The following is a 26,546-nucleotide window of genomic DNA, read 5'->3' as shown; positions in this document are numbered from 1 at the left end:
CAAGAGAGAGAAGCGGCTTTTGATGGGTAAGGGCGGGGGTGCTTGGTAGTTTAATAATACTACTGAGTATATATATTTTATTACTATTCCAAAGAAAGAATTATTTATATAGATCTTAATTATTATATATAGGGGCATGAATGAAAGCTGAGATTATAGCAATACTATCCAAGCAGTTTGACAAGACGACGGTATCGGATAAGCGGTTTTTTATGTCGGCATTGATTGCTAAGTTGAACCTAAACGGCTATGTGGTTGAGAAGGAGGCGAAGCATCCTTTCTTGGAAAATGCAAAAATCAACCTCAAGGTAAGTAAGAGCGGTAAGTCTTGCTGGATTGAACTTGATAACAAAAGCCCTCGTATTCGCTCACTGGAGCGTATTCAGTCACTAGGTGAACATGGTGAGCAAGGTTTTATTTTGTTGAGAAATGGTTTTTTATCTCAGCACAAAACGTTAGGCATTGATGTGGTTTCAGCGAGAAGGTAATCATGCTTAATATCACTCCAAATCACGCTCAAAAAAAGGGACTTGCTGAACTCCGTCAAAACTGGAAGGAACACCGCACATTCATGGTTAGTAGCCCAACAGGGAGCGGTAAAACTGGGCTTGCCGCATTCATTACTGACGGTTTTATTAATAACAATATGCGCGTGTTATTTATCGCTCCGTACACCGTTTTGATTGAACAAACAATGGCTCGTTTTGTTCAATATGGGATCGATGAAAATCTTATTTCTGTGATTTGGCAAAAGCACGAACTATATGACCCAAGAAAGCCGATTCAGATAGCCAGTGCCGATACTTTGATTCGCCGTGAACTTCCTGCTGATGTCGATCTGATTATCATTGATGAAGCTCATTTAAAACGTAAAAAGTTACTAGCATACATCAAAGAAACATCAGCAAAGGTTATCGGGTTATCAGGAACACCTTTTGCAACATTCCTAGGGCAATATTACGAAAAACTTATAAAGCCAACCAGTATGAAAGAATTAATACAACTTGGCGAGTTAAGCCCTTATGAATTCTATGCACCAACTAAACCCAACTTAAAAGGTGTTAAATCTCATAACACAGCAATGGGAAATGATTACAACGAAGATGAGCTAGGCGAAATTATGTGCGGAGCTGATTTGGTGGGGGATTTAGTGCAAAACTGGCTAGAACACGGCAATGACTTACCAACAGTTTGCTTTTGCGTCAATGTTAAGCACGCAAATTATGTCACTATCCAGTTTAAAAAATCGGGGATCAACGCTGAGGTTATGACGGCAAGCACTCCACAAGATGAGCGTAAATTAATTATTGAACGGTTTGAGTTGGGCATTACTAAAATCCTCATCAATGTAGGTGTGCTTGTTGCTGGTTTTGATAGTGATGTTCGATGTGTTATTTATGCCCGTCCAACGAAGTCAGAAATCAGATGGGTTCAGTGTATTGGTAGGGGACTTAGGACAGCGGAGGGAAAAGATAAGTGCGTTATTTTTGACCATAGCGGAACGGTTCACCGTTTAGGTTTTCCTGATGATATTGAGTATGACAAATTACCGTCAAAGGATGATGGTATGAAGGATAATAAAATCCAAGAACGCCAAATTACCGAGAAAAAGCCAAAGGAATGCCCGTCTTGTAAATTTATGAAGCCTATTGGTGTTTATACATGCCCTAAATGCGGTTATGAGCCATTAGCTAATGAAGATGTTGAAACAGACGAAACCCGTAACATTCAAAAAATTAACAAAGGTAAGCGTACTGAGTATAGCCAATCAGAAAAGCAATCTTGGTGGTCTCAAATTTTGTTTTATCAGCATCAAGTAGCACAAACCAAAAATAAATCATTAAGCGATGGATGGTGCGCTCATGTTTATCGAAGCAAGTTTGGAGTGTGGCCAAGAAAGTTGAACTATTGCTTAAAAGAAATTGGTCCTGAGGTGAGAAATTTTATTTTAAGTAAACAAATTGCATACGCTAAAAGCCGTGGATTATCAACACAGAAAATACAGCAAGACTTATCGTTAGCAACTGATGAAGTATTATTGGGCGGTCGAGCATGAGAACCGTGGACGCAATCAAGTATCATATTCCTGCTGTCTTAGCGCATTATAATTTGCCTCCAATCACTGGAGGTAAGCATTATCGTGGTGAATGTCCTATGTGCGGTAAGAAAAATCATTACCGCATGGATAACAGAGATAATAAGGGGACTTGGATTTGTAGTTGTGGCAATGGTGATATTTGGAAGCTATTGCAAACAACCCAGCAAAAAGATTTTAGAACGTTAGCGAAAGAAATCGATCTGCTGATCGGCAATTCATACACTAATAATAATCAGCCTAAACAGTTAAAAAGCAATATAAATGAGCTTAGGAACAAGGTTATTAAGAAATTTAATAATCTTGAATCACTAAAAGGAACTCAGGCAGAAAAATACCTTAATAATCGCCATATTACGCTACCTGCTAATGTATGCAACATAAAGTATTCACCAAACGAGGGGAGGGGAAATACTGGATTAAGTGCTATTTATGCATTAGCAACGGATCTTAACGGAAACCTGTGTTATCTGCATCGCACGTTATTAAATGGAGACAGTAAAGCAAATATTACCACACCAAAGAAGCTAAATAGCTTACAGGATGAAAATTATTTGACTTATGCAAAATCGGTAGCGATTCGATTATTTCCCGTTTCGTCAACGCTTGGCATTGCTGAGGGGGTAGAAACAGCTTTGTCATGCTATCAAATTTATAAATGTAATACATGGTCTACTATCAATGCGGCATTCTTAGAAAAATTTATAGCACCGCTTGGCGTTAAGCATCTGATGATTTTTGCTGATACTGATTGGAATTTAACAGGACAATCAGCCGCATTTAAGTGCGCTAAGAATAACCTTTTATCAATACATAACGATGTTGAAAAGGTAACGATTAGATGGCCAGAAAAAGGTGATTTTAATGATGTGCTGATCCAGGGGCTAAAAGTTTATGAATGGGCGAGTTTAAAAGAGAAAAAAGGGGAGTAGGCGTGACTTATAAAATAACAAATGCAAAGCATAAAAAATATATCAAAGAATTCTATTCAGTCACTAAGTTTTTAGTTGCTGTCATTGTGATTGCGTTATTTTTGGGTGCGAGGTAGTGAAACGTGGTGACTAAAGCAGAACTAAAAATATTAGAAAAAGCATTTATGGCAGGATTAACAGGAACTTATTTTCAAAGCGAATCAAAGCTAGCCAAAAAATTAGTTGAAGACGGTCTGTTACAAGAGGTTACATCAGAGGAAATAACTTGTTTTGGGATGATGACAGTTAGGCATTTAACCTTAACTTTATTAGGTCATTTTATATATTGTGATAGTTGCGCAGAGGAGTAACTTAATGACAGCTGAAAAAATTCTACAAAAATTAAATCGCAGATCAACGCATTCAATTCGTCAGTTAGGTCGAACAGCTAGACGTATTGGAGCTAATAAGCGACATCAAATTTTAAAAGATGCTGTGCATTATGACCAGAATACAGGTATTTTTACGTCTGCTTATAAAGAGGGTATCCATGTTAAAGGCATACATGACAAGCAAGGGCGGTTATTTATTGTTGTAAATAGCCGTAAATACGCTGCAGAACGACTGGCGTGGTTTTTAGTTACTAGCGAATGGCCAAAACGTAAAATCCAGCACAAAAATGGCAATATTGCAGATAATCGCTTTGATAATCTAGAAGAAGTTCGTGCAATTGAAAGGAAGATACCCAAGGTAACATTATCAGAGGGCGTGCATTATTCAGCATCAGATAATAAATGGGTTGCTATTGTTTATCGTAATCGGCAACACTACAATTTGGGACGTTATACCAGTGAACGAGCGGCAATAAAAGCGGTTGCAAGGTTTACCAAAAATCTGAATGAAGATGCGTTAAAAAACGAGAGTGCATACAATGTATTGGCACAATTGAAGAATAAAAAGCAACTTGGTACCTGTATGTCACTGACAGCTTACCAACGCTTATTTATTGAAAATATTCTTACAGGTTGGGGGGCGTGGGCATATCAAGAGATAAAAGAAAGTAATGAGAATGTGATTGCTAAAATGATGCTATCATCATCCGATATTAGCGATACTGCGCTAGTTGATATTATTGATGGTTTATATAGTCAAGGATATAAGGGTAAAGAGTTATTCGAAAAAGCTAGTGATATTATTGCTTCATTAAGGCACCGCCACGCCGAACAATTAGCTGATGATGAAGCTTTAAAGGTGGACAAGCTTTTAATTGAAACATTCGGCAGAAACAGCCCTATTATCAAAATTGCGGTTAGCTATTATGTTTATGGTCACGCTATGTCAGATATAGCTAATTATATCGAGAAAATAACAGATTATAGACTAACTAACTATCAAGCAAGAAATAGAGTTAATTGGTGTTTAGATTACCTTAAAACAAGATTTTATCGAGCTTATCAATTTTTGGGAGAAAAATCGTAAAAATGCTTGAAATTATATGTGGCGCATGATATAAATGTGCTATATTCGACGCGAATAGTTGGATATAAGCCTTGTTAGAGATAACAGGGCTTTTTCATTACCTCCTATAAAAGCCTCAATTAAGAGGCTTTTTTGTTATCAAGATAGAATTTAACAGCATCAACAATAAGTTGAGCTTGGGGTATGTCTAGGCTTTTACTTGCCTGTTCAATTAATGCGATATCATCAACGTGAAGTTTGAAGCCTTTTACTTTAACACCTCGTTTTTGGTCACTTTTTGCTTGAATTTCTGTTATTGATTTTGCCATAAAATTACCTTGATTTATTAAATGTCAATTGATATATTTAAGGTCATCGGTAGGGCTTTCGCCCCACCTTTGATACTACTTAAAAAGCCGGAAAACTTACAAGTAGTAGAAGAAATATGATTAAAAATTTCATTTTTTTCTTCTCCTTAAGCCCTCATCGAAAGCTGAGGGTTTGCTTTATCAACGTCGTGTTGATGGTCATAATTATAGGTTAACCTATAATAAAGTCAATACTATTTACCTAAAAATTTTAATTTTTATAGATTTATTACCGAATAAAATTATTAAATGAAGCCGCTTAATTGCGGTTTTTTTATGTCTAAATTTTGAGTAATTCACTCAACATCGAATCGACAGCAAAACTAGACACACGCATAACTAACATTTAGCTAGTACGCTGTCACATCATTAACTAACAAGAAGAATTAATTATGGAAAGATACTCATCACCGATATCTTATTTCTGGGGTGTTTTATGCACGCTTTTAGGTGCGCTTAGCTTAAATGATATTGCCATTATTGTCGGTATTATTTTATCAATAGCGACATTTATCATTAACTGGTTGTATAAACGCCGAGATTTTTATCATAAAAAGAATTTGAGAGAGCAATACTATGAAAAACACAACAAGAATAGCGACGAGTGCGATTTGTAGTGTTTCGGTAATCATTGGTATTGTTATTGCTAATTACTCAGACGAAATCAGAACGAGCAAGGCGGGGCTTGAAATAATCGGTAATGCAGAATCATGCGCACGAGAGCCGTATTATTGTCCTGCTAATGTATTAACGGTTGGTATTGGCTCAACGGGTAACATTCAGCAAAAAGCTTACACAGACGAGGAAATAGCCAAAAGATGGGTTAGTGATATCAAAACAGCAGAAATGTGCGTTAATCGCTACGCTAATGGTTTTCATCTGCCACAGCCTGTTTTTGATTCCGTTACTTCGATTACATTTAATGTTGGGTGCACAAAGATGCGTACTTCAACAATGTATAAACATCTAAACAATGGCGATTATAAAGCAGCTTGTAGTGAGTTCCCAAGGTGGAATAAAGCGGGCGGTAAAGTACTGAATGGCTTAGTAATCAGACGAGAAAAGGAGAAAGCGTTATGTCTATCTTATGCTTCATCATCGCTTCAATAATGGCTGTTAATGATGTCAACGGCTGGGGTTGGTTTTTATTTGTATCGTTATTGTTGAGTGATTCATCATGTTCAAATTGTCAAAAGTAAATATAACGTTGATTAGTATATTGGCTTTTGTTAGTTATTTTGCATACAACTGTTGGCAAGATAAAAGGCTTGCTGTAATGAGAGCAAATAAAGCTGAAGCAAAGTACGAAAAGTATATACAAGATAATAATGAAGTTAAAAAAATTGAATCAAACATTATTGAGGCAATAAAAAATGGTCAAGCTAAAACAGATGCTTTACGTAATGATATCGATAATGGTCTTGTCGAGTTGCGCGTCAAAGTCGAATCCGTCGAGCGAGATAGTGCCACCGCCGGCGGTGTTGCTATCCAAGCCTTACGACTTGCAAGAACTTCTCAACAAGATTATTACAATCTCACCTACGCAATCGAATACAACAAAGTAATAATTGAAGGTTGGCAGAAATACTATTGTAAAGAGATTGCGCCTAAGAACGGCACAGAGTTTATGTGTGATTAAGCTAATACCATGATAAACGTATATAACAATACTAGATGGCGTAAAGCCCGATTAACATATCTACAACGTAACCCATTTTGTGTTATGTGTAGGAAGCAAGGCAGATACGAACCTGCTACAGCAGTAGACCATATTATCCCTCACAAACTCGAACAAGCATTAATATCGAAAGACCCAATAAAGATAAAGAAAGCCCAAAAGCTATTTTGGGATTCATCAAACTATCAAGGCTTATGTAGTACTCATCACTCAAGCACTAAACAACGTATTGAGAATAGAGGAGTAGAGATAGGATGCGATGTGAACGGTATGCCTTATGGTGGGCATTGGGTTGATGGTAAAAAATAAATCATTATTCTATAACAAGTTATCAAAAAATCATAAATAAGGGGAGGGGTGGTAAATTTCTACAACTTTTGGTCGTCCAAACCGCCCACCCTCATTCATTTTAACGCTAACCCGATTTTTTTAGTTTTTTTAGGATTGATTATGACCGCAAAAAAGAAAACACGCTCAGATAGCACTACGGCGGTTATCAGGGCAATGGATAATGCCGCTAAAAATACAATTGAACCACCAGAACATGCAGGGTTGACGGCTAAAGCTCGTCCTTTTTGGGATGCTAACATTAAATCGAAATCGTTAGATTTATGGACGGATACCGACCTTATCGAATGTGCTGATTTATGTAATAACCAGTTAAGAATTCTCGAATTACGGAAAGAGCTGGCTAAGGAGAATAAAAAAATTGGCGAAGAACGAAACTCTAACGAGATAAAGCGAATTGATAAGCAGATTACTGACTTAGGTCGATTAGTGGCAGCACAAAAAAGAAATCTGCAAATACATTCTCACGCAACAAACGGCGAATCACGAGATCAAGTTAATCATAATAAAAACGAGCAAGAAGCTAGAAGATACTTGGGTAAACACGATGATGGCTTGCTTGCCACTCCAATACATTAAGGTGGAATATGACGAGAGGTGAAAAAGTAATTGCTTTTATTGAGCGATATTGCCGAGTCCCCGATGGCGAACATCTTGGTGAGCCGATGCAATTGGCCGATTTCCAGAAAAAGTTCATATTAGAAATCTACGATAACCCACACGGCACTCACTCGGCATACCTTAGTATTGCGAGAAAGAACGGAAAGACAGGTTTAATTGCTGGGCTGTTATTGGCGCACTTGGTTGGCCCCGAAGCTGTACAGAATTCGCAAATTGTAAGTGGTGCAATGAGCCGAGAACAAGCGGCAATAGTCTTTGATTTAGCAGTTAAAATCGTGAATTTAAACCCTGAACTACAAAGAATTGTAAGGGTTGTACCAAGTGGAAAACGGCTTTATGGTTTACTTTGTAATGTTGAATATAAAGCGTTAGCCGCTGAAGGAAAAACGGCACATGGACTATCGCCAATTCTTGCTATCTTGGATGAGGTAGGGCAAATAGTTGGGCCAAGAAGCGATTTTGTTGATGCAATTACAACATCGCAGGGTGCACATAAAGCACCATTACTCATTGCAATTAGCACACAAGCGGCTAACGATGCAGATTTATTTAGTGTGTGGCTTGATGATGCAAAAAACTCTAACGATCCACATATTGTTTCCCATGTTTATTCTGCTGAAAAAAACGCTGATGTGTTGGATGAAGATGCTTGGAAAGCAGCAAACCCAGCCCTTGGTTTGTTTCGTTCCTATGATGATCTGAAGCGACTTGCTAATGCCGCTAATCGAATGCCGAGCGAAGAAAACAAGTTCAGAAATTTAAACTTAAATCAAAGGGTATCCGTCGTTAGTCCTTTTGTATCTCGCAATGTTTGGGAATCTTGCTCAGCTAAACCAACGTCAGAAGATATCATTAGTTTTGCGGGACTTGATTTATCACAAAAGAATGACCTAACCGCATTCGTTGTTATATCAAAAACAAGTGATGGGCATTGGAACGTTCACCCGTATTTTTGGGCAACAGAAGTTGGCATACATGACCGCTCAAAACGTGATAGAGTGCCGTACGATGTATGGGCTAAACAAGGTTACTTAAGAACAACGCCACGGGCATCTATTGATTATGAGTATCTAGTTAAAGAGCTAGATGAAATCATCCAAGAATACAACATTTCTGCTATTGCCTTTGATAGATATCACATTGACTTTTTAATCAAGGAGTTTGAGCGAATTAATGCCAACCCACCGTTAGTTAAGTTTGGGCAAGGTTTTAAAGATATGACGCCTGCCTTGTCGATTTTAGAAGATGAACTTTTAAATGGAACTATCAGACACGGTAACCATCCAATATTAACTATGTGCGCCGCTAATGCTGTTGTTACAAGGGATGAAGCGGACAATAGGAAGTTCGATAAGCACAAAGCAACAGGGCGGATAGACGGAATGCAAGCGTTAGCTATGGCTTTTGGTGTAACAAATAAAGAAGATGAGTTGGAAAACAATTTATCAGATCACATCCTAAACGTAGGAATACGGTCCTTATAATGAATATTTTTAATTTATTTAAACGTAAATCGCAGGGCGTTACCACCTCTCAAGAGGTACCCAATTACATCGGTCTTTCACTAGATACTTACGCGGGTCGCAGAGTTAGCCCGGCCCTAGCTATGCAGTTAACGGCGGTATTCGGTTGCGTGAGAGTGCTAACGGAATCGGTTGGAATGTTACCTTGTTTTTTATATCAAGCGACCGATAACGGGCGAAAGAAAGCACCTAAAGAAAAACTGTACTCGCTTTTGTACGTTGCACCAAATAACTATATGACACCGCAGGAGTTTTGGGAGTATCTAATCGGTTGCCTTTGTTTGCGGGGTAACTTTTACGCTTACAAAGTTAAAGTATTCGGTGAGGTCGTTGAGTTACTCCCTCTCTTGCCCGGTAGCGTACAGCCCAAGCTTAATGAGAAATGGGAGCCTGTTTATCAAGTCACATTCCCCGACGGCTCTTGTGATGTTTTATCCCAAGAGGAAATTTGGCATGTACGCACATTCTCAATGGATTCTTTAATCGGGCTTAGCCCAATTAGTTATGCACGGCAAGCTATAGGGCTTGGTTTAGCGACGGAAGAACACGGCTCCAGACTGTTTAGTAATGGTGCAGTATCAAGCGGCGTATTACAAACTGACCAAGTATTAACGGATGAAGCGTACAAGCGATTAAAGGATAATTTTCAAGAACGTCATCAGGGTTTATCAAATGCACATAAGCCGATGATCTTAGAAATGGGGCTTAAATGGAATAACATTAGTATGTCTGCCGAAGATGCCCAATTTCTAGAAACACGGAAATTTCAATTAGAGGAAATATGCCGAATATTTCGAGTGCCGATGCATATGGTGCAAAACACTGATAGGGCTACATTTAATAATATTGAAAATCTAGGTATGGGATTTGTTAACTACTCATTAGTACCGTATCTAACACGTATTGAACAGCGCATAAATGTTGGTCTGGTTAATAAAGAAAAGCGAGGACAGTTTTATGCCAAATTCAATGTAGGAGCTTTATTGCGAGGCGATATGAAATCACGTTATGAATCGTACGCCACAGGTATTAACTGGGGGATTTTGTCACCGAATGAGTGCCGAGATTTGGAAGAGCGTAACCCAAGAGAGGGTGGTGACATCTATCTAACCCCAATGAATATGACCACTAAACCACAGGATAATAACAAAAATGCTAAACAAAAAGAGGCTTGATATACCCTTTGAAATTAAGTCAATCAGTGATACAGGGGCGTTTATGGGCTACGGCTCGGTATTCGGCGTAAAAGATAGCTATTCCGATATTGTGATTAAAGGTGCTTTTGCTAATTCGCTTAATAAGTGGAAAGAAAAAGGACGTTTACCTGCACTCCTTTGGCAACACAAGATGGACGAACCTATCGGCTATTACACAAAAATGGTTGAGGACGATAACGGGCTATACCTTGAAGGACAGTTATTAATTGATGATGACCCACTCGCAAAACGAGCACACGCTCATATGAAGGCAAAATCATTATCTGGATTATCAATTGGCTACATATTAAACGATTATGATTATGACAAGGAAAAATCCGCATTCATTTTAAAGGATATTGACCTTTGGGAGGTTTCCGTTGTCACGTTCCCTGCCAATGATGAAGCAAGGATTGATAACGTAAAAAGTATTTTCGAAAGTGGTGATATACCGCCGCCGAAAGAAATAGAAAGAGTACTGCGTGACGTTGGACTCTCCAGAACTCAGGCAAAGGCGTTCATGTCTGAGGGATACTCTTCACTAAAACAGCGAGACGTTAGTAATAGCGAAGAAAACGCATTAAATATTTTAAAATCTATTTTTAACTAGGAGTTTATATATTATGGCAGTAGATCAAAAAGATGTTGAACTGGTCGCGCAAGAAATTAAAAATCAATTTGAGCAATTCAAGTCAACAAATGACAAGCGACTAGAAGCTATCTCACAAGAAAAAAGCGCGTTAGCTGACAAAGTTGAAACTTTGAATGGCAAAATATCAGAATTAGATAATTTAAAAAATGTGCTAGAAAACGAACTAAAAGAGGTCAAACGCCCTGCAGGCGGTAACCAACAAGCCTCAGCACATAAAGAAGCGTTTGCCATGTTCATCCGCAAAGGTGACGAACAAGGATTAGCCGAACTGGAACGAAAAGCAATGCAAACTGGCGTTGATGCTGACGGTGGCTTTGCGGTACCAGAAGAGCTAAATACTGATATTTTAGCCGCATTGCGTGATGAAGTTGTGATGCGTCAAGAATGTACGGTAATGACGGTTGGCACACCTGATTGGAAAAAGCTAACCAGTAAAGGTGGCATTGCTAGTGGTTGGGTTGGTGAAACCGATGAGCGAACAGAAACAGGAACACCAAAACTCGGTGTTATTTCTCCTGTCTGGGGTGAAATCTACGGTAACCCATACGCCACGCAAACCATGCTTGATGATGCCTTTTTTAATGTTGAATCTTTTATTGTGAATGAGCTTTCCCAAGAGTTTGCAGAAAAAGAAGAAGAGGCATTTACACTCGGTGACGGAAATAAAAAACCGAAAGGCTTTTTAGCTTACGAAACTACAGCGCAAGCAGATAAAGATCGCGATTGGGGTAAATTACAAAACGTTGTAGCAGGTGCGGCGAATCTAACAACTGATGATATTGTGAAGTTAACTTACACACTGCGTAAGGTCTATCGTTCAGGTGCTAAATTTATGATGAACAATCAATCATTGTTAGCGGTTCGTTTACTAAAAGATTCTAATGGTAATTACATCTGGCAACCAGGCTTACAAGTTGGCCAACCATCATTATTATCGGGTTTTGCTGTCGCTGAAAATGAGCAAATGCCTGATATCGGCGACAGCTCAGGCAAAGCACCAATCGCATTTGGTAACTTCAAACGTGGCTTTTATATCTTTGATCGCATTGGTATTCGTATGTTACGAGACCCATACACTAAGAAGCCATTTGTTGGATTCTATACAACTAAACGTGTTGGCTCTATGTTGAATGATAGCAATGCTATTAAAGTGTTAACTATGCCAGCGGTTCAATCACGTTCAGCAAAATCTTAACTGAAAAGACAAGGCCCTTTATTAAATAAAGGGCTTAGAGGTTTTTATGTCTACCATAACTTATAAATTTCCAACGCTAGATGAAATCAAAAACCAATGTCGAATTGATAATGATGATGAAGACAATTTATTAAATATATATTTAAAGGCCGCAATTAGTAGAGCACAGAATTACACCAACCGTATATTTTATGAGGATGAAATACCGGCTGACGCATGTCCATCAGCCATGTTAGTTGAACCAGATGTAAAAATTGCAATTTTGTTGGCTGTGGGGTATTGGTATCAACAACGTGAAGATGTTGCTAACGAACAGTTATATTCTATTCCTCTTGGCTTCAATGCCTTATTAAACTCTTACAGGTATATACCAATATGATTAGAGCGGCAGGCAAACGAAATCAAAAAATATTGATTCGCCGAAGGTTTGATATCCCCGTTGGTTTTAGTGATGTAGATCCTGAATACTCAAAAGGTTTTTACAAATGGGCTAAAGTCACACAACCGAACTCAGCAACCTATTTTAATTCAATTCAGACCGATAATGTAATTACTCATTATTTTGAAATAATTGCCAACGACGGGATGCCAATATCTGTTGATTATGAAATTGTTTGGAACGGTTCGGTTTATCGAATTAAACGATGTCGTTGGTTAGATCAGTTAAAAAAATATCTTTTACTTGAATGTGAGGGGTTTGCACTAAATGAATGATTACAACGTTCATGTTGATTTTAAATTAACCGAAGTGGCGGAACTTGACCGAAAAAAAGTGCGTAAAACCTTCGTCAAAATCGGTAGAAAAATTCAAGCAACATCACGCGCATTAGTTAGTAAAAAACAGGTTTCCAAAAGTGGTGAATATCCGGGATATCGAAGTGGTAAGTTGAGTCGTTCAATCGGTTATAAAGTCCCAAGACCAACATCACGTCGCCCAGGATTAATGGTTATTGTGATGCCAAATCTTAAAGGCGGTAGCAACATGGAAAAACTGATGGGGCCATACTATCCAGCATTTCTATTTTATGGTGTTCGGCGTAATGCCAAACGAGGGAAAAGCCATAAAAAAGGCGCATCAGGAGGAACGCCCTGGCGCATTGCACCACGTAAAAACTTTATGATTGACGCATTAAATAAAGAATCGTCATGGAGTAAATATGTATTAGCTAAAGAGCTAGTTAACGCAATGAAGCAGGTTAAACAATGAAATTATCACATATCGTCCACACATTGCGTCATTTTAGCCCTAGCTTTGAAGGTCGTGTTGGGGGAGCTGCTGAATTTTCAGCTATTAAAGATACAGCATTTTTAAAATTACCTGCCGCTTATGTGGTTCCGCTTGATGATAGAGCAGAAGATAACCAGTCACAAACGGATTATTGGCAAAATGTGACTGAGGGGTTTGGAGTTATTGTTGCATTAAAGCCACTTGATGAGCGAGGACAACACGAAGCATACGACATTGTCGAAAACATAAAAACCGAACTTTGGCGAGCATTGCTTGGCTATGAACCTTCACCTGCGCATTATCCTATTCAATATGATGGTGGTGATTTACTTGATTTAGATCGAGGTAGAATTTTTTATCAATTTAATTTTAGCGCAGTGCGGGAAGTTGGGTTTGATGATACTCGACAATATTTTGATTTAAACGCTATTGATAACCCAATCCCCGATCCCGATTGGCAAACCGATCCAAGTAACCCCGATATTACCGAACCTCCGCAGTACAACCCGTTAAACATTGGAAACTTCGATACTCTATCAGGGACTGTTAATGAACAGGATTCAAAGGTAACCGTTAATTTTGAACACAATAATATCTATGAGGGCAATAATGATAATTAAACCAGCAAGTGGCAAGCGGGTATATGACCCCAATAATGGGGATTATTTACCAGCAGACGGTCGTAATGTTGAGTTTAACCAATACTGGGCTAGACGACTAACAAATAATGATGTTGAAGAAGTTACAAACATCAAAGTAAAACAAGAAAAAAAGGTAGCTAAAAATGACAATTAGTTTTAACAACATTCCTAGCAATATAAAAGTGCCGCTATTCTATGCGGAAGTGGATTCCTCTGCGGCCAATACAATCCAAGATAGCGGTGCTTCATTAATTATTGCTTATCCATTGGCTGAAAGTCCAATTGAGCGTAATAAACTTATTATTATGCCAACAGCAGATCACGCTAAAAAACTCGCAGGACGAGGCAGTCAATTATCTAGAATGGTTGAAGCCTATCGCAATATTGATAATTTTGGTGAGCTTTTTGTCATCGCTGTAGATGAACCCACAGCAGGCTCGAATGCGTCTGGTACTATCCAAATATCAGGTATAGCAGAAGAAACAGGCACATTAAGTCTCTATATCGGCAACAGTAAAATTCAATCGCGAGTAACCGTCTCTGATACTGCAGAAACCATAGCAAACGGATTACATAATGCGATTAATACTCATCTTGATTTACCTGTTACCGCAACCGTGACGAATAGTACAATAACGCTAACAGCTAAAAACAAAGGGTTGAGTGGTAATGACATTCCTTTGTGCTTTAACTACTATGGCACAATCGGCGGAGAAGAAACCCCAGACGGTTTAAATATTGTTATCACTCAAATGTACGGCGGAACTGGCACTCCAGATTTAACACCGGTTATTGCTGCCATGGGTGACAAACTCATTGATTTTATCGCATTCCCATTTAATGACTTATCATCTTTGGCAACATTTAATCATGAAATGGATGATACTACAGGACGTTGGAGCTATGCCCGCCAATTATATGGACACGCTTATACCGCTAAAAAAGGTGATTTATCCGAGCTTGTCGAATTTGGTGATAAATTAAATTACCAACATATTACCGTAGCAGGCTATGAAAAAACTATCCAAACGGGTATTGATGAATTAGTTGCGATGCGAACTGCTCGTAATGCTGTATTTATTCGTAATGATCCGGCTCGCCCAACACAAACTGGATTATTAAATGGTGCATTGCCAGCATCCGATAGTCACCAATTCACGCTTACAGAACAACAATCATTATTAAGCCACGGTATTGCGACAGCATATGTTTCTAGTGGTAAATTATTAATTCAGCGAGATATCACCACATATCAACGTAACAGTTACGGCATTGCGGATAATAGCTATCTTGATAGTGAAACACTTCATACACTTGCATATGTATTACGTAAATTACGTAGCGTGATCACATCGAAATACCCACGTCATAAACTGGCTAACGACGGTACACGATTTGGGGCAAGGCAGGCAATTATCACACCCGCAGTAGCTAAGGCGGAAATTAATGCAACATATCGTCAATTAGAATTACTAGGCTTAGTTGAAAATTTTGATGTGTTCAAGAAGAACTTAATTGTTGAACGAAATGTGAACGACCCAAATCGATTGGATGTGCTATTCCCACCCGATCTCGTTAATCAACTACGCGTTTTTGCTGTGTTAGCACAGTTTAGATTGCAATATCCAGAGGAGAAAAACTAATGACACAACGACGTATTGCAGGAACAACTTACATTAAAGTTGATTCTATCCAGTTATCATTAACGGGCGGTATTGAAGTCCCAATGAATACTAACGTTAAAGAAAGTATTTTGGGGTTAGATAATAGCGTTCACTACAAAGAAACATTCCGTGCTCCCTACATTAAAGGGACTTTTAAAGTACCGAGTGATTTTCCAATCGACAAGTTAATGTCTAGCGATTCAATGACAGTTACAGCAGAACTTGCCAACGGTAAGGTTTACGTTTTATCTAATGCTTGGGTTGAAGGTGAAGTTAATCACAATGCCGAAGAAGGTACAGCAGAAATCGAATTTCACGGTGAAGAAGGATTTTATCAATAATGAAAGAAATTAAATTATCACAGCCGATTATGGCACATGGCAATGAGTTACATGTGCTAGAATTAAAAGAGCCTACCATTAAAGATATCAAAAAATTAGGCTTTCCATTTGATGGCCAAATGATTGGTGACCCTAAAAAAGTGGCCAATTACATTGTTGAGCTAGGTAACGTTACGCCAAGCTCCGTTGATCAACTTACACCCCATGATTTTTTAATGATTACGGGTGAAATTATGATGTTCTTCAGCCCAAAGGAGAAGGTGGAGAGTACAGCGGAGGAACAACAGACAACGGAATAATCACAATTGAATATCTTGTAAACCTTTGTTTTGACCTTGCCAAGTATTGGCAACTCTCCCCCTTTTATATCATAGAAGAACGTTCACTATCCGAAGTTTTTGAATTATGTGAACAAGCAAATCGCATAGAAAATAGCAAGGAATCATAAATGGCAGGCTTTAACTTAAAAGCAGTGGTGACATGTGTTGATAAACTGTCACCTCAATTAAATACCATGAAAGGCAAACTTGAAAAGTTCCAAAAAAAAATGAACAAATCAGGCTTTGGCAAACTTGGTTTAAAAGATGCTGTAACAGGTTTGGCTATTTCTGCGCCGTTTGTTAAAGGGGTGAAAGATGCGATGGCGTATGAAGAAGTGATGGCTGACATTAGGAAAGTCGTTGACTTTGATACGCCTGAACAATTTAAACAAATGGGCCAAGATATTCGTGAAATGTCATTAGCATTACCGATGGCTGCCAAGGATATTGGCGCTATTGTCGCTGCTGGTGGGCAAGCAGGTATACCCAAAGAGGATTTAAAGCAGTTTGCCGAAGATGCCGTAAAAATGGGTATTGCTTTTGACACATCGGCCGAAGAAGCGGGCAGTACAATGGCTACTTGGCGCACAGCTTTAAAACTCACTCAAAGTGAAGTTGTTGGGCTATCAGACAAGATCAATTTATTGAGTAACACACAAAATGCAAAAGCAAAAGATATATCAAGCGTTGTATCACGGATCGGTACACTTGCTGCAACATCAGGGGTTAGTGCAGATAAATTAGCGGCATTAAGTTCAACAATTATTGCAACGGGTACCAATACCGATCAAGCGGCTACAGGTATTAAAAACTTTATGCTGACGCTAACATCAGGAAAAGCAGCGACAGCGAAACAACAAAAAGCTTTGCAACAGTTAGGTTTCACATCAACTCAAATAGCGAAAGGGATGCAGAAAGACGCCGAAGGGACGATCATGTCGGTACTTGAATCGCTAGGTAACGTGTCGGAGGACAGGCGTACTGCTGCATTAACTGTATTATTTGGAAAAGAAAGTGTTGCCGCAATATCACCATTACTCAACAATATGGAGTTATTAAAGGAAAACTTTAAACGTGTCGGTGACCAATCGCTGTATGCTGGATCAATGCAGAAGGAATATGAATCCCGTTCAAATACAACTGCAAATAAATTGCAGCTTTTTAACAATGCGCTAACCAATATTAGTTTATCAATTGGTGATGCGCTGTTACCTGCATTTACTGAGTTATTAAATCAAATGCAGCCGCTAGTTGTTTCATTCGGCCATTTCATCCAAGAAAACCCTGAACTAGTGAAGATGATTGCAATGGCGGTTGCAGGGTTAATTGGTCTTCGTGTTGCGTGTGCGGGGGTGAATATTATTGTTGGTGCGTTATCAACGGGGATCACCCTTTTCAACGGGATATTGAAAGGCGTTACTGTTGCAACAAAACTATTTACATTTGCACAAATAGCATTATCAAATGCGTTTAAAGTTGTGCGTATAGCATCCATAGCTTTAAACGCTGTGATGGCTATGAACCCAATCGGTCTTATCATGACCGGTATTGCTATAGCAGCTACATTAATCATCACATATTGGGATGATATAGTTAAGTTCTTTCAGTGGTTGTGGGGTGTTATTAAGCCTTACGTTATGCCGATTATCAATTTCTTTATTGAAGGGTTCAAAGTTGGAGCTTCTTTTATTGTTAATGCTTGGGGTGCTGTTAGTAAGTTCTTTAGTGGATTATGGGAATTTATCAAACCCTTTGTCATGCCTATCATTAACTTCTTTATAGCAGGTTTTAAAGCAGGCGGTGAAGATATTGTAAAATCATGGGAAGTTGTAGGTAAATTCTTTAATGGTATTTGGGAGTTTATCCAGCCATACGTAATGCCCATTTTTGATGTCTTTATCGAACCTTTTAAAAATGCGGGGGAAGCTATACCCAAAGTGTGGGAAAGTGTTCAGAATTTCTTTAAAAACTTGTGGGATAACGTTAAGTCCGGCATCCAGCCGCTACTAGATGCGTGGAACTACATTTTCGGTGATGATGAAAAGGAAGTAAAAGTTAAGATTGATACGGCAAATTTACCGAAAGAAATAGCAAAACCAATGGTCACCTATCCATATTATCAAGCACCACAAATGCCACTAAACAACTTTTCAAATAATAATGTAAATCGCAACAGTAAAGGCGAGCTTGTTGTTAAGTTTGAGAATGCACCGAATGGCACAGTAGTAAAAGAGACAAAACAGGCATCAGGTTTTAATACTAAAACTGATGTTGGCTGGAATCCCTACGCTAACTTTGGGAGAAATTAATGAGTTTTATGAGCTTTATGAACTTAAACTGGTTAAATAATTTATTGCCAGCTAGTTTTCGCGGTGTTCCTTTTCAAGTTAGCGGTACATCATCAGAGTTTGGACGGCGGAATCAGACGCATGAATACCCGTTTAGAGATGTACCCTATACCGAAGATCTGGGACGTTCAGCACGTAAAAATAAAATTGACGCCTTTGTGGTTGGTGACGATCACAAAGAACAAGCTGAAAAACTGGTAGAAGCAATCGAGGAAGAAGGCGCAGGAATACTCATCCATCCAATACTTGGCGAACTTAATGTCAATATTGTGGGTACAGCAACTGTCAGCAACTCCGTTGAAAACGGTCGAATGAGTGTTATTTCATTTTCATTTGTCGAAGCAGGTGAGTTAATATTCCCTGATTCGTCGGTAGCGACTGATGATGTAGTTGATGAAAATGCAGATAATGTAGATCAAGCACTATTAGATGCGTTTGAAGATTTTGACTTAATTGATGCGCCTGATTTTGTACAGCACAGCATTCTTGATGACACCGTGTCAATTTTAAATGACATCGCTGATGCTTATAATGCGATAACTCCATATGTTAATGATGCGGTTAAAATCCTAAATGGTGACCTGTCGCCAATTCTCGGTGCGGGTGGTTCAGCCATTATTAATTCAATTAAACATGTTTGGACGAGTGCAACAAAATTTTCCAATTCTATAAATGGGTTGATAGCAAGAGCAAAAGTATTTAACGGTATATCATTTATAAAAAGCATTTTACCTGGTGCTATTTGGTCAACGGATAGCAAATCAACTAAAAAAAGGAAGAAAAATCAAAACTTAATTAATACTGCTATTCGAGTTACCGCACTAACAGAAGCATCACGAATAATCGCATCACTACCGAAACAGGTTGAAGATAAAAGGAAGCAAGCTTTTGCTCCTGTGGCATTAGAATCAACAAAAGGTAAAAAAGAGCATTCTTTTGACCAAGATCATACGTTACCAACTCATCATTCAACGGCTAACATAACAAACACTCCCGTATCAACATCATCAACAGTTGAAAAAAGTAACACAATTTCATTTGATGATTTACTGGATATCAAAGAATCCATTAATGAATCCTTTGATAAAGAATTGTCACGAACCGAGCATGATGGTTTATACATTGCGCTAGTAAAATTAAAGGCTGCGGTTAACCAAGATATCAATGCTCGCTTAATCAAAATAGAAAAAACAATTGTCTATATTCCTAATGAAGTATTGCCCGATTTAGTTTTAGCTCACTATCTTTATAACAATGCTACACGTTGTGATGATATATCGATTCGCAACAATATTCTTCATCCTGGTTTTATTCCTGTTAAAGAGCTGCGAGTACCGAAACCATGAATCAAAATAAAGTTTTTTTGAAAGTTAACCGTCAGTATTTTGGTGGCTGGACTGATGTAAGTATTTCGGCAGGTATTGAACGGCTAGCCCGTGATTTTAATGTCACTATCACCCGTCAATGGCCTTCATCAACTGACAATACAGAAACAAAAATTGATGTTAAAAATGGTGATTTAGTTGAAGTGTATATCGATGATGATGTGGTTTTAACCGGTTACGTTGAAGCGTTGCCGATTCGGTACGATGCAGGATCGCTATCAATGGGCATTGTCGGTAGAAGTAAAACGGCTGATTGTGTTGATTGTAGTGCGGTACCCAAACAATATAGCGGTAGTTCAACTATTCAAGTTATTCAAGATTTGGTTAAACCATTCAAACTGAATGTTATTAATCAAGGCAGTGATGCAGGTTCCGTTAGTATTCAAGCGGATCAGGGGGATACCGTTTTTGATGTCATTAGTAAAATAATGGGCATGCAACAAATTGTTGTGTTTGATGATGAGCAAGGGCAAGTAATAATTGGTGATATTGGTTCAGATGAGGCAAAAACAGCATTGGTTTTAGGGGCTAATATTTTGTCTGCGGATACTGAAAAGAGTATCAAAGATCGGTATTCCGATTACTTTGTCTCAGGGCAAGGCGTCGGTGATGATGAAAACTTTGGTGAAGCAACACTAGCATCAGTTAGATCCACATCTAAAGATGAAGGGATCTTAAGATACCGCCCTCTAATCATTAAACAGTCTGGCGATTCGAATAACGGTACTTGCCAAGAACGCTGTGAAATGGAAAAAGTGCTGAGAGCAAGCAAAACCAGAGAAGTTACATACACGGTTCAAGGTTGGCGGCAAGGTGATGGAACTTTATGGAAACCGAATCAAATGGTTGTCGTTGATGATCCGCTACTGGGTTATGATAATGAAAAACTGGTTATTGCCGAAGTTAAATACAGCTTAAGCAGTCGTGGAACGTTATGCGAATTAAAAGTAGGACCCGTTGAAGCATATTTGCCAGATAGGAAGAAAACCAAGAAGAAAAAAGGTAAGAAAGCCGATGGCGAGGTATTTTAATGCGTAAAGTTTTAAATAAAATAATGAACCTTGTATCTCGTGGCTATATCACATTCAGTAATAGCGCAAGCAAATGCCAGACGTTGCAAATCAAAATGTCGGGAGGTGAACAAAAAAGTGATGTCGAGCATATCGAGCCATACGGGTTCACATCAAGACCATTGGATGGCGCAGAAGCAGTGGCGCTATTCTTAGACGGCGATAAGTCGCATGGAGTTGTTCTGGTAGCGGGCGATCGTCGCTATCGTATTAAGTCGCTTAAAAAAGGTGAAGTTGCTGTTTATACAGATGAAGGCGATTACATTATTTTTAATCGCAATAATGAAATCAATGTAAAAACAAAAAAATTTATTGTGAATGCTGATGATGCAATAGAGTTAAATACAAAAAGCTTAACAGTTAACGCATCATCAGGAACACAATTTAATACACCGTCATTAAAATCGTCTGGAGAAATAGAGGATAAAACTAGCACTATTTCAGATATCAGAACCGTTTATAATGGTCATACACATAACGAAACAAACACGGTAACACGCAATCCAAATCAAAAAATGGGTTAGTTTGTATAGACGTTTAATTCAAAGGGGACAAATTGCGCCTTTATTCTGTCAAAATAATACGTCATTTCAAAAGGCGCATCTTTTGCTAATACCCACAGATGTCCCGCTTGTTTTAAAGCATCATCTTTGGATGCCAGTTTAGGCTGTAACATCCTCATTACAGAATATGTTGAACACAACATACCTTGTCGTGCTTGTTCATTTTTTGCATTGCCAGTAGATGTTATTTGTATGTTGGTTAATTTATCTTTTTCGTTAATTTCTAATATGACAGTAAACGTAACGTTACCTAGATTAAATTCTTGATAACCGTTTGCACCATCATTTATTAAACGCAACTTATCTACTTTCATTTCTGCACATTGTGGAATTGTGTTGAAGTATTTTTTTACCCCTTTATCAAACTGTTTAGCAGTTAATGACAGGGCTTTTTGTTCTGCGCTCGCTGAGACTGTTAATAAAACCAAAGCTAACAAAAACAATCTTTTCATTCTTTATTCCTTATTCTGTGAGTTAGTAACATGTTTATAAACGTTAATGACAAATTGATGTCAATGTCATCACATACAAAACCACTGTATCGATCTTTAATAATTTCGCTATTCACATGGCGACGAAAAAACGCCAGTGATGATTCAGAACACCCGTACGGTTGGTGGGGCGATTCTTACCCTAGTATAGCAAATGACAAAATTGGGTCACGCCTTTATTTATTGGCTCGCTCAAAATTAACTAATCAAACAGCGAACTTTGCAAAAATTTATATAAAAGAGGCTGTGCAATGGATGATCGATGACGGGATAGCTTCTCGAATAGAGGTTTCTGTAAAGCGAACCGATTTAACGGTTTTAGTTGCTACTATCAATATTTATAAAACAGATGGAAGCAATGAAGAATTTAGGTTTGACAACTTATGGAGTGATATTAATGTCTAGTGGATTTTCAAGACCAACATTACCGGATTTAATCACAACTATACGCAATGATTTGTATGCGCGCCTAGCTGTTGATGATGAATTAATTTCATTACGCCGTAATGACCCAGAAGTATACGGACGAGTTATAGCGGGGGCCACGCATGTGTTATTGTGCTACATTGAAAATATGGCCAAAAATATTTTACCTGATCAAGCAGACGAAACTTGGTTGATCCGACATGGGAATATGAAGCGTTGCTATAGAAAACAACCAACACCAGCAGTTGGTTATATTCGATTTGATGAAGTGGCTGATGGCATTGTTATCAATAAAGACCAAAAAGTGAGGCGTCAAGTTGATCAGCGTATGTATACAGTTACCCAAACGACAACATCAGCAAATAATGTTTTAAGGGTGCCTGTAGTGTGTGATGAGGTAGGCAAAAAAGGAAACTGCGATGACGGTACCAGTATGTCACTGATTACCCCTGTTACTGGTCTATCATCAACTTGTTTTGCTGATTCTATTGAGTCAGGTGCTGATATAGAGGATTTAGAATCTTTTAGAAAACGAGTTATTGATAGATGGTATTACACACCACAAAGCGGAGCCGATCAAGATTATGTACAGTGGGCAAAAGAAGTTCACGGCGTTACACGAGCTTGGTGTTATCGTCATTGGGCAGGGACAGGTAGCGTTGGAGTGATGGTTGCAAATAGCGATCCAGTTAATCCCATTTTAGACAATACCACAATTCAAAACATCAAAAAACATATCGAGCCATTAGCACCCGTTGCCGGCTCTATGCTAATTGTTTTTTCACCGATACCCAAACCAATTAATTTTAAAATTATGGTCACACCTGATAACCCAGAAATTCGTTATCAAATAGAAGCCGAGTTAAAAGAATTTTTGCTACGGGAGGGGAAACCACAATCAACACTATTTAGATCACGTATTAGCGAAGTGATTAGTTCATCATTCGGCGAGTATGCTCATGAATTAGTTTACCCCGATAAAGATATTTTTGTAGAAAAAAATCAGGTAGCTGTCTTCGGAGGTATTGAGTGGATTTAGAAAAACAATACCGAAGCATGGTAGGGCACTTATTGCCATACGGTCCTGCGTGGGATAAATCAGAACCAATCCTTTTATCACTAGCATTAACACTATCCAAAACTCACGTTCGATTAGATGATTTAATGCAAGAAATCAATCCCAAAACGACGACAGAGCTGATAGATAGGTATGAGCAAATTTGCGGATTACCGGATAGCTGTTATCCATTGGATGTTCAAACGCTAACTACTCGGCGCAACCGTTTAGATTCTAAGATAAATTTGGTCGGTGGCATAAGTAAAGAATTTTTTCTACAAGTTTTAAAAGCCAATGGCTATTTAGACGCCACGATCACAAACTATAACAATGATGTTTTTACCTGTGAATCAACATGCCAAGACTATTTATATGATGAAGAGTGGCGTTTTTACTGGATTGTAAACATACCTCACGATTATCAAATAACAGAAATGACCTGTAATGACGGGTGCGATTCGCATTTGAGAAAGTGGGGGGATAAACAAATCGAATGCATAATTGAAAAATTATGCCCATCACATACCTATGTAATTTTTAAATACGGAGCAATCAATGCATAGAATTGACACATCTACTGCCCAAAGAGATAAATTCGGGCAAGGTAAAAATGGTTTTACAAGAGGCAACCCTCAAACAGGCACACCAGCAACGCAATTAGATTATCTTTATTGTGATGCCATTCAGGAAGAAATTGCTAATGCGATTGAGTCAGCTGGCATTAAACTGGATAAATCAAAGCATGACCAACTCGCTACAGCCATCAAAGAATTTGTCAAAAAAGGTAGCGTAAAGCTCAACTCATCAACTAACAGCACATCAGAAACAGAAGCGGCAACACCGTTGGCTGTTAAATATGCGTACGACTTGGCTGGGCAAGCGAAATGGCATGCTACGAATAATGCAGTTCAGAAAACTCAAAAAATAAATGGAAAACAATTAGATACTGATATTGCTTTAAATGCTTATGATATTGGTGCTTTATCTAAAAGAGATTTTTATACGCAGCTCGGTAATCCTGGTTTTGAAATTATGCCAAGCGGATTAGTTCGACAATGGGGGACTGTGCAGTTGTATCCTATACGCGAATTTAATTCTGAACAAATAGGCGATACAAAATTTTACACTAACTATTATGAAATATTATTGCCAATAGCATTTCCTCACAACTCTGATGCTGTAAATGTAACATTAGCATGCACAACATATAATAATCAAAGTTCGATGTGTGGCAACTCAGTATCGGCTAATCTGCACGGTAGTCCATCTAAATTAACCATCGCTGTTACATCGCCTCATTTAGGTTTTAACCCAGTTGTACATTTTGAGATCATAGGACATTAATATGAAAATATATTTTAGTAAATCAATAACGGGATTTTATTTTGACGTTATACATACTAATATCCCAGATGATGCTGTTGAAATAACACAATCTGAATATAAAGATTTGTTGGAGAAACAATCGTCGGGATACGAGATAGTAGCAAATAAAAGAGGTAAACCAATAGCTAAACAACAAGAGTAGAGCTGATGCTCTACTCTTGGTTTAAAGTTCTAGTATTTTTCTTTTTACCTTGTCTCCAATTGGTTTTATTAAATAAGCTAAAAAATAACAAAGTAAGACTATAATTACATAAAAATAAAAAAACTGAAATTTACCAAATTTATGAAATTGTATTTTCGTTACAAGATAATATATTATTTGGTGGTGTAATAAAAATGCCACAAATGAATATTCTGATAAAAATAATATGATTTTTTTAACTGAGTTTGGGATTATTATATTTTCATACAAACAGCAAATTATGACAAATGTCATTGCCCACATGCTAATTCCCCACATATTATATGTCCTATAGTGATTTTCTATAAATGTAATAACAATTACGATATACAGTAATGCTATAAATGCCGTAAAGAAATTTGCTTTTTTGTTTTTCAATAATAATAGATCAACAACTAGCGCCCCAAGTAAAATTTCTGGTAGTCTAGAGATAGGGTTCCAAAAAGGATCATCATTCCATAAAAGAAAATGCTCAACTATATAATGTGTATTTTGAATGGCAATCCAAGATGAAATAATAATGAGCGTGATTGCAATATAAATATTTTTATTTTTTAACCAAAAAACGAATGGGAATAATATATATACAAGAAGTATAAAACCGGTAAACCATTCTCCAATCAAATAATAAGTATTTGGAACGGTTGAACCTAAGTATCCATCTAATGCTAAAAATGTTATTAGAAGTCTGACAGGATCATCTCCCAAGCAAACTGTTGAAAATGATAAAAATAAAAAAACAGCAACAAAAATATAACAAATCCAAAAATAAGGATAAATATTTGCAATTCTCTTTTTTATATAAACTTTTAAATCAAATTTGTTTTTTGTTGAAATGTATAGTGAAGCACCGGAAGTAATAATAAAAAAAGAAACTCCAACTCCACCTAAATAATATTTATGGAAGTAATGATGATCAACTCCGTGTTGTGACAATGCGCCAACAAAATGACCCGCAACAATCATCAAAAAACTTATTGCACGAATGAAATCAATAGAGTCAATTCTGGTGCTGGGAGAAATTATTTTTTTATTGATAGCTAAATTTGACATAATAAAAACCGTTTACCAAAAGTGGCAATCTAACATACCTAGCATATTAGTAAAACACTATCAATCTTCAACCAACAATACTCAACAGCGTCTTCTAACATCACAAAATCGGCAATGCTACACTTTTGACGCTGTGGCATATTTGTGTCAACACCATGCTTTATATGAATTTAAATTACTTTATATTGCGTCACAATTAAATATCGCAAGAGGTGCAACGCTTTGTTTTTAAATAAAATTACTTTTTAGCGTCCTGCCTGTCACGCAGGGGGTCGCGGGTTCGAGCCCCGTCCGTTCCGCCAATTCTTTAAGAATATCAAACGATTAAAGCACTCCACGAAAGTGCT

General features: G+C 37.9%; 34 protein-coding genes. 31 read left to right on the top strand and 3 right to left on the bottom strand.

Going from position 1 to position 26,546, the window contains the following annotated elements; genetic code table 11:
- Positions 1 to 140: 140 nt before the first annotated feature.
- The 5 genes from GA0061080_RS07905 to GA0061080_RS07885 all read left to right on the top strand — a co-directional run bounded on the left by GA0061080_RS07905 (position 141) and on the right by GA0061080_RS07885 (position 4,485).
- A complete protein-coding gene (locus GA0061080_RS07905) occupies positions 141 to 488 on the top strand; it encodes a hypothetical protein (RefSeq protein WP_091123768.1) in 348 nt (115 codons plus the stop codon).
- 2 nt (positions 489 to 490) lie between these two features.
- Positions 491 to 2,056 (top strand): DEAD/DEAH box helicase, encoded by a 1,566-nt coding sequence (locus GA0061080_RS07900; RefSeq protein ID WP_091123765.1) that lies wholly within the window; start codon positions 491 to 493, stop codon positions 2,054 to 2,056.
- Positions 2,053 to 3,027, top strand: coding sequence for a DUF7146 domain-containing protein (locus GA0061080_RS07895; protein WP_091123762.1), 975 nt, complete (start codon positions 2,053 to 2,055; stop codon positions 3,025 to 3,027). The genes GA0061080_RS07900 and GA0061080_RS07895 overlap by 4 nt, the downstream gene beginning before the upstream one ends.
- Positions 3,028 to 3,149: 122 nt before the next feature.
- Positions 3,150 to 3,377, top strand: a complete 228-nt coding sequence (locus tag GA0061080_RS07890) for a hypothetical protein (protein WP_091123758.1) — start codon at positions 3,150 to 3,152, stop codon at positions 3,375 to 3,377.
- Positions 3,378 to 3,381: 4 nt separating this feature from the next.
- On the top strand, positions 3,382 to 4,485 hold the full coding sequence (locus tag GA0061080_RS07885; protein WP_091123754.1) for a DUF1133 family protein: 1,104 nt from the start codon (positions 3,382 to 3,384) through the stop codon (positions 4,483 to 4,485).
- 119 nt (positions 4,486 to 4,604) lie between these two features.
- Here GA0061080_RS07885 and GA0061080_RS07880 read toward each other — a convergent pair whose 3' ends face one another.
- Positions 4,605 to 4,793, bottom strand: a complete 189-nt coding sequence (locus tag GA0061080_RS07880; protein WP_091123751.1) for a ribbon-helix-helix protein, CopG family — start codon at positions 4,791 to 4,793, stop codon at positions 4,605 to 4,607.
- 431 nt (positions 4,794 to 5,224) lie between these two features.
- Here GA0061080_RS07880 and GA0061080_RS07875 point away from each other — a divergent pair, with 431 nt between their 5' ends.
- The 21 genes from GA0061080_RS07875 (at position 5,225) to GA0061080_RS07775 (ending at position 21,566) form a co-directional block, all read left to right on the top strand.
- Positions 5,225 to 5,449 (top strand): phage holin family protein, encoded by a 225-nt coding sequence (locus tag GA0061080_RS07875; RefSeq protein WP_091123748.1) that lies wholly within the window; start codon positions 5,225 to 5,227, stop codon positions 5,447 to 5,449.
- Positions 5,409 to 5,942 carry a lysozyme gene (locus GA0061080_RS07870; RefSeq protein ID WP_091123743.1) on the top strand — a complete coding sequence of 178 codons (534 nt, stop codon included), beginning with the start codon at positions 5,409 to 5,411 and terminating at the stop codon, positions 5,940 to 5,942. Before GA0061080_RS07875 ends, GA0061080_RS07870 begins: the two co-directional genes overlap by 41 nt.
- 67 nt (positions 5,943 to 6,009) lie before the next feature.
- Positions 6,010 to 6,471 (top strand): lysis system i-spanin subunit Rz, encoded by a 462-nt coding sequence (locus GA0061080_RS07865; protein WP_091123739.1) that lies wholly within the window; start codon positions 6,010 to 6,012, stop codon positions 6,469 to 6,471.
- A 9-nt stretch (positions 6,472 to 6,480) separates the two neighbouring features.
- Entirely contained in the window at positions 6,481 to 6,819 is a 339-nt protein-coding gene (locus tag GA0061080_RS07860) for an HNH endonuclease signature motif containing protein (RefSeq protein WP_091123735.1), read from the top strand.
- A gap of 141 nt (positions 6,820 to 6,960) precedes the next feature.
- Positions 6,961 to 7,437, top strand: a complete 477-nt coding sequence (locus GA0061080_RS07855; RefSeq protein WP_091123731.1) for a phage terminase small subunit, hendrixvirinae-type — start codon at positions 6,961 to 6,963, stop codon at positions 7,435 to 7,437.
- An 8-nt stretch (positions 7,438 to 7,445) separates the two neighbouring features.
- Complete coding sequence (locus GA0061080_RS07850; protein ID WP_091123728.1) at positions 7,446 to 8,963, top strand: terminase large subunit; 1,518 nt, start codon at positions 7,446 to 7,448, stop codon at positions 8,961 to 8,963.
- Complete coding sequence (locus GA0061080_RS07845; protein WP_091123724.1) at positions 8,963 to 10,177, top strand: phage portal protein; 1,215 nt, start codon at positions 8,963 to 8,965, stop codon at positions 10,175 to 10,177. The genes GA0061080_RS07850 and GA0061080_RS07845 overlap by 1 nt, the downstream gene beginning before the upstream one ends.
- A complete protein-coding gene (locus tag GA0061080_RS07840; RefSeq protein WP_091123719.1) occupies positions 10,155 to 10,808 on the top strand; it encodes an HK97 family phage prohead protease in 654 nt (217 codons plus the stop codon). Before GA0061080_RS07845 ends, GA0061080_RS07840 begins: the two co-directional genes overlap by 23 nt.
- A 13-nt stretch (positions 10,809 to 10,821) precedes the next feature.
- A complete protein-coding gene (locus GA0061080_RS07835; RefSeq protein ID WP_091123716.1) occupies positions 10,822 to 12,045 on the top strand; it encodes a phage major capsid protein in 1,224 nt (407 codons plus the stop codon).
- Positions 12,046 to 12,091: 46 nt separating this feature from the next.
- Complete coding sequence (locus GA0061080_RS07830) at positions 12,092 to 12,424, top strand: head-tail connector protein (RefSeq protein ID WP_065590930.1); 333 nt, start codon at positions 12,092 to 12,094, stop codon at positions 12,422 to 12,424.
- Positions 12,421 to 12,759: a phage head completion protein gene (locus tag GA0061080_RS07825; RefSeq protein WP_091123713.1), complete on the top strand. Its 339-nt coding sequence runs from the start codon at positions 12,421 to 12,423 to the stop codon at positions 12,757 to 12,759. The genes GA0061080_RS07830 and GA0061080_RS07825 overlap by 4 nt, the downstream gene beginning before the upstream one ends.
- The gene (locus tag GA0061080_RS07820) at positions 12,752 to 13,252 is read left to right on the top strand and encodes a hypothetical protein (RefSeq protein ID WP_091123709.1); all 501 of its coding nucleotides are present in this window, start codon (positions 12,752 to 12,754) and stop codon (positions 13,250 to 13,252) included. Before GA0061080_RS07825 ends, GA0061080_RS07820 begins: the two co-directional genes overlap by 8 nt.
- On the top strand, positions 13,249 to 13,893 hold the full coding sequence (locus GA0061080_RS07815; protein WP_209435772.1) for a phage tail terminator protein: 645 nt from the start codon (positions 13,249 to 13,251) through the stop codon (positions 13,891 to 13,893). Before GA0061080_RS07820 ends, GA0061080_RS07815 begins: the two co-directional genes overlap by 4 nt.
- Positions 13,883 to 14,068: a DUF2635 domain-containing protein gene (locus tag GA0061080_RS07810; protein WP_091123705.1), complete on the top strand. Its 186-nt coding sequence runs from the start codon at positions 13,883 to 13,885 to the stop codon at positions 14,066 to 14,068. Before GA0061080_RS07815 ends, GA0061080_RS07810 begins: the two co-directional genes overlap by 11 nt.
- Positions 14,058 to 15,557 (top strand): phage tail sheath subtilisin-like domain-containing protein, encoded by a 1,500-nt coding sequence (locus GA0061080_RS07805; protein ID WP_091123702.1) that lies wholly within the window; start codon positions 14,058 to 14,060, stop codon positions 15,555 to 15,557. Before GA0061080_RS07810 ends, GA0061080_RS07805 begins: the two co-directional genes overlap by 11 nt.
- The gene (locus GA0061080_RS07800; RefSeq protein WP_091123698.1) at positions 15,557 to 15,919 is read left to right on the top strand and encodes a phage tail tube protein; all 363 of its coding nucleotides are present in this window, start codon (positions 15,557 to 15,559) and stop codon (positions 15,917 to 15,919) included. The genes GA0061080_RS07805 and GA0061080_RS07800 overlap by 1 nt, the downstream gene beginning before the upstream one ends.
- Entirely contained in the window at positions 15,919 to 16,218 is a 300-nt protein-coding gene (locus tag GA0061080_RS07795) for a phage tail assembly protein (RefSeq protein ID WP_091123695.1), read from the top strand. The genes GA0061080_RS07800 and GA0061080_RS07795 overlap by 1 nt, the downstream gene beginning before the upstream one ends.
- A 149-nt stretch (positions 16,219 to 16,367) precedes the next feature.
- On the top strand, positions 16,368 to 18,548 hold the full coding sequence (locus tag GA0061080_RS07790; protein ID WP_091123691.1) for a phage tail tape measure protein: 2,181 nt from the start codon (positions 16,368 to 16,370) through the stop codon (positions 18,546 to 18,548).
- Entirely contained in the window at positions 18,548 to 19,933 is a 1,386-nt protein-coding gene (locus tag GA0061080_RS07785; RefSeq protein WP_091123688.1) for a DNA circularization protein, read from the top strand. The genes GA0061080_RS07790 and GA0061080_RS07785 overlap by 1 nt, the downstream gene beginning before the upstream one ends.
- The gene (locus tag GA0061080_RS07780) at positions 19,930 to 21,003 is read left to right on the top strand and encodes a phage baseplate assembly protein (protein WP_091123684.1); all 1,074 of its coding nucleotides are present in this window, start codon (positions 19,930 to 19,932) and stop codon (positions 21,001 to 21,003) included. Before GA0061080_RS07785 ends, GA0061080_RS07780 begins: the two co-directional genes overlap by 4 nt.
- Complete coding sequence (locus tag GA0061080_RS07775) at positions 21,003 to 21,566, top strand: phage baseplate assembly protein V (RefSeq protein ID WP_209435771.1); 564 nt, start codon at positions 21,003 to 21,005, stop codon at positions 21,564 to 21,566. The genes GA0061080_RS07780 and GA0061080_RS07775 overlap by 1 nt, the downstream gene beginning before the upstream one ends.
- Here the strand turns inward: GA0061080_RS07775 and GA0061080_RS07770 are convergent.
- Positions 21,563 to 22,057, bottom strand: a complete 495-nt coding sequence (locus GA0061080_RS07770) for a hypothetical protein (RefSeq protein WP_091123680.1) — start codon at positions 22,055 to 22,057, stop codon at positions 21,563 to 21,565. The two genes, GA0061080_RS07775 and GA0061080_RS07770, sit on opposite strands and share 4 nt — an antisense overlap.
- Before the next feature lie 30 nt (positions 22,058 to 22,087).
- Between GA0061080_RS07770 and GA0061080_RS07765 the strand changes: the two genes are divergently transcribed.
- The 5 genes from GA0061080_RS07765 to GA0061080_RS07745 are packed head-to-tail and all read left to right on the top strand — an operon-like array spanning position 22,088 to position 25,107.
- Complete coding sequence (locus GA0061080_RS07765; RefSeq protein ID WP_091123676.1) at positions 22,088 to 22,501, top strand: phage GP46 family protein; 414 nt, start codon at positions 22,088 to 22,090, stop codon at positions 22,499 to 22,501.
- The gene (locus tag GA0061080_RS07760; RefSeq protein ID WP_209435770.1) at positions 22,494 to 23,561 is read left to right on the top strand and encodes a baseplate J/gp47 family protein; all 1,068 of its coding nucleotides are present in this window, start codon (positions 22,494 to 22,496) and stop codon (positions 23,559 to 23,561) included. Before GA0061080_RS07765 ends, GA0061080_RS07760 begins: the two co-directional genes overlap by 8 nt.
- 17 nt (positions 23,562 to 23,578) lie before the next feature.
- Entirely contained in the window at positions 23,579 to 24,142 is a 564-nt protein-coding gene (locus GA0061080_RS07755; protein WP_091123809.1) for a YmfQ family protein, read from the top strand.
- Positions 24,135 to 24,923 (top strand): phage tail protein, encoded by a 789-nt coding sequence (locus GA0061080_RS07750; protein WP_091123670.1) that lies wholly within the window; start codon positions 24,135 to 24,137, stop codon positions 24,921 to 24,923. The genes GA0061080_RS07755 and GA0061080_RS07750 overlap by 8 nt, the downstream gene beginning before the upstream one ends.
- A 1-nt stretch (position 24,924) precedes the next feature.
- On the top strand, positions 24,925 to 25,107 hold the full coding sequence (locus tag GA0061080_RS07745; protein ID WP_091123666.1) for a hypothetical protein: 183 nt from the start codon (positions 24,925 to 24,927) through the stop codon (positions 25,105 to 25,107).
- Between the two features lie 21 nt (positions 25,108 to 25,128).
- Here the strand turns inward: GA0061080_RS07745 and GA0061080_RS07740 are convergent, their stop codons facing one another.
- A complete protein-coding gene (locus tag GA0061080_RS07740; protein WP_091123662.1) occupies positions 25,129 to 26,199 on the bottom strand; it encodes an acyltransferase family protein in 1,071 nt (356 codons plus the stop codon).
- Between the last annotated feature and the right edge of the window lie 347 nt (positions 26,200 to 26,546).

The sequence above is a fragment of the Gilliamella intestini genome, assembly GCF_900094935.1.
Lineage (GTDB): Bacteria > Pseudomonadota > Gammaproteobacteria > Enterobacterales > Orbaceae > Gilliamella > Gilliamella intestini.
This window is presented reverse-complemented; position numbering and strand designations above follow the sequence as displayed.

Excerpts from the sequence above, each read along its gene's own strand:
- GA0061080_RS07905 (WP_091123768.1), top strand. The coding sequence starts at position 141 with ATGAAAGCTGAGATTATAGCAATACTATCCAAGCAGTTTGACAAGACG.
- GA0061080_RS07900 (WP_091123765.1), top strand. The coding sequence starts at position 491 with ATGCTTAATATCACTCCAAATCACGCTCAAAAAAAGGGACTTGCTGAA.
- GA0061080_RS07895 (WP_091123762.1), top strand. The coding sequence starts at position 2,053 with ATGAGAACCGTGGACGCAATCAAGTATCATATTCCTGCTGTCTTAGCG.
- GA0061080_RS07885 (WP_091123754.1), top strand. The coding sequence starts at position 3,382 with ATGACAGCTGAAAAAATTCTACAAAAATTAAATCGCAGATCAACGCAT.
- GA0061080_RS07880 (WP_091123751.1), bottom strand. The coding sequence starts at position 4,793 with ATGGCAAAATCAATAACAGAAATTCAAGCAAAAAGTGACCAAAAACGA.
- GA0061080_RS07875 (WP_091123748.1), top strand. The coding sequence starts at position 5,225 with ATGGAAAGATACTCATCACCGATATCTTATTTCTGGGGTGTTTTATGC.
- GA0061080_RS07870 (WP_091123743.1), top strand. The coding sequence starts at position 5,409 with ATGAAAAACACAACAAGAATAGCGACGAGTGCGATTTGTAGTGTTTCG.
- GA0061080_RS07865 (WP_091123739.1), top strand. The coding sequence starts at position 6,010 with ATGTTCAAATTGTCAAAAGTAAATATAACGTTGATTAGTATATTGGCT.
- GA0061080_RS07860 (WP_091123735.1), top strand. The coding sequence starts at position 6,481 with ATGATAAACGTATATAACAATACTAGATGGCGTAAAGCCCGATTAACA.
- GA0061080_RS07855 (WP_091123731.1), top strand. The coding sequence starts at position 6,961 with ATGACCGCAAAAAAGAAAACACGCTCAGATAGCACTACGGCGGTTATC.
- GA0061080_RS07850 (WP_091123728.1), top strand. The coding sequence starts at position 7,446 with ATGACGAGAGGTGAAAAAGTAATTGCTTTTATTGAGCGATATTGCCGA.
- GA0061080_RS07845 (WP_091123724.1), top strand. The coding sequence starts at position 8,963 with ATGAATATTTTTAATTTATTTAAACGTAAATCGCAGGGCGTTACCACC.
- GA0061080_RS07840 (WP_091123719.1), top strand. The coding sequence starts at position 10,155 with ATGCTAAACAAAAAGAGGCTTGATATACCCTTTGAAATTAAGTCAATC.
- GA0061080_RS07835 (WP_091123716.1), top strand. The coding sequence starts at position 10,822 with ATGGCAGTAGATCAAAAAGATGTTGAACTGGTCGCGCAAGAAATTAAA.
- GA0061080_RS07830 (WP_065590930.1), top strand. The coding sequence starts at position 12,092 with ATGTCTACCATAACTTATAAATTTCCAACGCTAGATGAAATCAAAAAC.
- GA0061080_RS07825 (WP_091123713.1), top strand. The coding sequence starts at position 12,421 with ATGATTAGAGCGGCAGGCAAACGAAATCAAAAAATATTGATTCGCCGA.
- GA0061080_RS07820 (WP_091123709.1), top strand. The coding sequence starts at position 12,752 with ATGAATGATTACAACGTTCATGTTGATTTTAAATTAACCGAAGTGGCG.
- GA0061080_RS07815 (WP_209435772.1), top strand. The coding sequence starts at position 13,249 with ATGAAATTATCACATATCGTCCACACATTGCGTCATTTTAGCCCTAGC.
- GA0061080_RS07810 (WP_091123705.1), top strand. The coding sequence starts at position 13,883 with ATGATAATTAAACCAGCAAGTGGCAAGCGGGTATATGACCCCAATAAT.
- GA0061080_RS07805 (WP_091123702.1), top strand. The coding sequence starts at position 14,058 with ATGACAATTAGTTTTAACAACATTCCTAGCAATATAAAAGTGCCGCTA.
- GA0061080_RS07800 (WP_091123698.1), top strand. The coding sequence starts at position 15,557 with ATGACACAACGACGTATTGCAGGAACAACTTACATTAAAGTTGATTCT.
- GA0061080_RS07795 (WP_091123695.1), top strand. The coding sequence starts at position 15,919 with ATGAAAGAAATTAAATTATCACAGCCGATTATGGCACATGGCAATGAG.
- GA0061080_RS07790 (WP_091123691.1), top strand. The coding sequence starts at position 16,368 with ATGGCAGGCTTTAACTTAAAAGCAGTGGTGACATGTGTTGATAAACTG.
- GA0061080_RS07785 (WP_091123688.1), top strand. The coding sequence starts at position 18,548 with ATGAGTTTTATGAGCTTTATGAACTTAAACTGGTTAAATAATTTATTG.
- GA0061080_RS07780 (WP_091123684.1), top strand. The coding sequence starts at position 19,930 with ATGAATCAAAATAAAGTTTTTTTGAAAGTTAACCGTCAGTATTTTGGT.
- GA0061080_RS07775 (WP_209435771.1), top strand. The coding sequence starts at position 21,003 with ATGCGTAAAGTTTTAAATAAAATAATGAACCTTGTATCTCGTGGCTAT.
- GA0061080_RS07770 (WP_091123680.1), bottom strand. The coding sequence starts at position 22,057 with ATGAAAAGATTGTTTTTGTTAGCTTTGGTTTTATTAACAGTCTCAGCG.
- GA0061080_RS07765 (WP_091123676.1), top strand. The coding sequence starts at position 22,088 with ATGTTTATAAACGTTAATGACAAATTGATGTCAATGTCATCACATACA.
- GA0061080_RS07760 (WP_209435770.1), top strand. The coding sequence starts at position 22,494 with ATGTCTAGTGGATTTTCAAGACCAACATTACCGGATTTAATCACAACT.
- GA0061080_RS07755 (WP_091123809.1), top strand. The coding sequence starts at position 23,579 with ATGGTAGGGCACTTATTGCCATACGGTCCTGCGTGGGATAAATCAGAA.
- GA0061080_RS07750 (WP_091123670.1), top strand. The coding sequence starts at position 24,135 with ATGCATAGAATTGACACATCTACTGCCCAAAGAGATAAATTCGGGCAA.
- GA0061080_RS07745 (WP_091123666.1), top strand. The coding sequence starts at position 24,925 with ATGAAAATATATTTTAGTAAATCAATAACGGGATTTTATTTTGACGTT.
- GA0061080_RS07740 (WP_091123662.1), bottom strand. The coding sequence starts at position 26,199 with ATGTCAAATTTAGCTATCAATAAAAAAATAATTTCTCCCAGCACCAGA.